This is a genomic window from Peribacillus sp. P4_C12 (genome assembly GCF_056402095.1).
Genome location: NZ_JBFUIB010000410.1, coordinates 1 through 3366 on the forward strand (window position 1 = coordinate 1; position 3366 = coordinate 3366).

Consider the following 3366-nt stretch of genomic DNA (forward strand, 5'->3'; position numbering starts at 1 on the left):
CTCTATAGAAGGGCAGGCAATCCATTCCGCAAAGAGAACTACCATTCGTAACTGAAAGTAGCAAATCATTCAACCATTTCATCAAGACCGCCGATGTAATCCATTCATTTGCATGAAAAGAACCGTTGTAATGAATAACCTTATCACCTTTACCTATTCTTACTTCAAGGAGCTCTTTCCCTAACACACTCACACCAATCGATTCAACTTTTATAAAAGGGTAATGAAAAGATAAAATTTCTAGGTCATCAAGAAGCGACTGATAATCATAGAGCTTTTCTGTGACAAGGAGAGGTTCCATGATTCGAACGGGTACAGAAAATGGTCTTTGTTCARCATGATTTACCATTAATAACGCATCAATAGGCAGTTGATATTGTAAAGCAATAGCTGCTAAATCGATATCTAGCCGGGTTTCCTTCTGAAGAATGAAACCCGGAATTTCCACATCCAGGCCTTCTGGCAAAATCCCTTCATGAATATCGGGATTGGCATCTTCAATTAATTCTTTTGGGATTTGAAACAAATCACTGTAATACGCCAACCTATCACCGCTTCTGCTCACAACTCTCATAGCCTTCGCCCCTTTCATTGTTTAATCTTTATGAAACGAAAAGCCGAAAGATGTTCACCAATCCCCAGCGTTTTATAATAGGATGCAGTTATCCTGAATTCCAGTTGAATTATCTTTAGAAAAACAAAAAACCTGGTTTTCACCAGGTTCCTTACATCAATGCTCATAAAATCGAAGCAAATCTCCGTATATGATTTTGTCTGAGTATTCAAGCTCTTGCTTTGCCTTTTCCAAATACCTTTCACATGATTCCTTTTCCGTAGGCTCTCCGGTTTTTTTATCATAGCAGGTATCCATAGTATAGAGATAATTCTTCATGATGAAGCTGCTATCGCGAAGAACGGTAAAATCAATTTTCTCCTTAGAAAATAAGTCTTTTCCGAATTCGATATAATCATCATTTTCAATACCCAGTAAATGAAGGAGAGTAGGCCTTACATCAATCTGCCCAGAAACGGTGGAAATGGTTTGTCCCTTCTCCCCAGGAATATGAACGATCAATGGGACACGCTGAAGTTGAATGGATTCGAACGGAGTGATCTCCTTCCCAAGGAACTGGCTCATCGCTGAGTTGTGATTTTCCGAAATTCCATAATGGTCGCCATATAATACAATAATAGAATCTTCATATAAACCGTCACGTTTCAAATCCGTGATAAATTGTTCTAACGCTTCGTCAGTATAACGGACAGTCGGAAAATATTGATTCAATGTTTTGGAATTAGAATTGTATTCTTCCAATGTCCTGTCTTCTTCATTCAAAGTAAATGGGAAATGATTGGTTAAAGTTATGAACTTTGCATAAAAAGGCTCCGGCATTCCCTTTAAGTGAGCAATTGATTGCTGGAAAAATGACTTATCATTCAAACCCCAATTGACCGAATTTTTTTCTGAAACCTTATAATCATCACTATTATAAAAACGCTGGTATCCAAGAGATTCATACATCAAATCACGATTCCAAAAACTTTTGTTATTGGCATGCAAGGAAGCTGTATAGTAGCCATTTTCCTTTAATATTTCAGGAGTAGCCTTATATTCATTCTGGGCATGTGTAAAAAATACTGCGCCTCTTCCTAATGGATAGAGAGAATTTTCAATAATGAACTCGGAATCGGACGTTTTTCCTTGACCAGTTTGGTGATAAAAGTTATCAAAGTAATAGCTCTCTTTAATAAATTTATTCAAAAACGGGGTGATTTCTTCACCATTCACGGTTTTATTGATGACAAAGCTCTGGGTGGATTCCAATGATACAAGAATCACATTTTTTCCTTTGGCAAGCCCATAGAAGTCATCATTCTCTGCTTTTTGATTGGCGCGAACATAATTTTCAATCTCAGTCAATTCACTGCCATCTGCTAAAGCACGCTGAGCCGATGATTTTGTCTGTAATATGGCATCATACAGGTGGTAATGGTACGTACCGATGTTTTTAACGAGGATTTCACGGTCAAAAGTACGAGTAAGGAGTTCAGGACGCTCCGCTTCTGCTAACGCTAGGTTAAAAAACGTAATTCCTATCGTCATTAGTAAATAGAATTTTCGATCCTGCAGATTATTCGCTCGATTAAAGAATAATTTCGGTTTGTATTTTAAAAGTATTATCAAGAAAAGAAGATCAACAAAATACAAAAGGTCACTCGCATTAATCAGTTCATGAACACTGCTTCCAAGGTCGCTCATATTGCTCGTCTGAAAAAGCACTGGAATGGTTAAAAAATCATTAAAAAAGCGAAAAAAAACAAGGTTGGCAAACAGTACTAAGGTAATTAAAAAACTCATGGTCAACAAATAGGCTGTTCGTCTGGTTTCTTTCAAAAAAATATTTACGCCAAGAGCAAGTAAAAGGAAGCTGACCGGATTAATGAATAATATGATTTCCTGAACCCAATTTTCAATATCTATCTCAAAACTTGTTTTATAAGCGATGTATGTTTTAAGCCAAAGTGATAAAAACACAACCCAAAATAACGAATATTTCTGATTCTTGAAGTCCCTTTTCAATCTGGTCCCTCCTAATAAAAAAAGCGTTGGAGCTATAATCTTTTACTTCCAAACAACAAAGCACTTTCCATCACGATTCATTGTTCACTTACAACTGATAGTTAGTAGAAAAATTGAACTTCCTAACTGAGATGAAGCCTTACAATTTGTTAGATGCACAAACTTTTTTTTGAAAATTACATTAATTAACCTTATAACCCTGTTTGTACAGGGTTATAAGGAAAGAATCATGGATTTAATTGATTTTTAATAAGCCAAGCTGCTCCAATTACCCCTGCATCATTGCCTAGTGTTGCAAGGCTAATTTTCGTTGATTTACAAACCCGCTTAAATGAATATTTTTCAAATGCCGAACGGACATTGGCGAGCAGAATGTCTCCCGCTTGTGAAACGCCTCCACCAATAACGATTTTATCTGGATTCATAACATTCCCAACATGTGATAAGGCTAACCCTAAGTAATTGCATACCTTATCTACCACAGCTTTAGATAGAGGATCACCTGCATTTGCACATTGGAATAACAATTTAGAAGAGAGCATAATTCCCTCGTTGATTTTCTGCTGAAGAAGGGACATTTGCTCGGAATTGTGCAAAGCCTCTAAAGCCAGTCGGACGATTCCTGTTGCTGAAGCAACCGTTTCCAAACAACCCGTTTTCCCGCAATTGCATGGAGCTCCACCATCTGTTACAACGGTTATATGTCCGATTTCGCCCGCCGCCCCACTTGTACCATGGACGATTTGCCCATTATGGATGATTCCGCCACCTACACCTGTTCTAGG

General features: G+C 37.6%; 3 protein-coding genes. All 3 read right to left on the bottom strand.

Annotation, left to right across the window (positions count from 1 at the left end; translation table 11 throughout):
• Positions 1–574: M14 family zinc carboxypeptidase (locus AC1DUW_RS23975; protein WP_477643638.1), on the bottom strand; the 574-nt coding region annotated here is incomplete at its 3' end.
• 156 nt (positions 575–730) lie between these two features.
• Positions 731–2581: an LTA synthase family protein gene (locus tag AC1DUW_RS23980; protein WP_477643639.1), complete on the bottom strand. Its 1851-nt coding sequence runs from the start codon at positions 2579–2581 to the stop codon at positions 731–733.
• Positions 2582–2808: 227 nt separating this feature from the next.
• A partial coding sequence (locus AC1DUW_RS23985; protein ID WP_477643640.1) for an ROK family protein occupies positions 2809–3366 on the bottom strand: 558 nt, incomplete at its 5' end.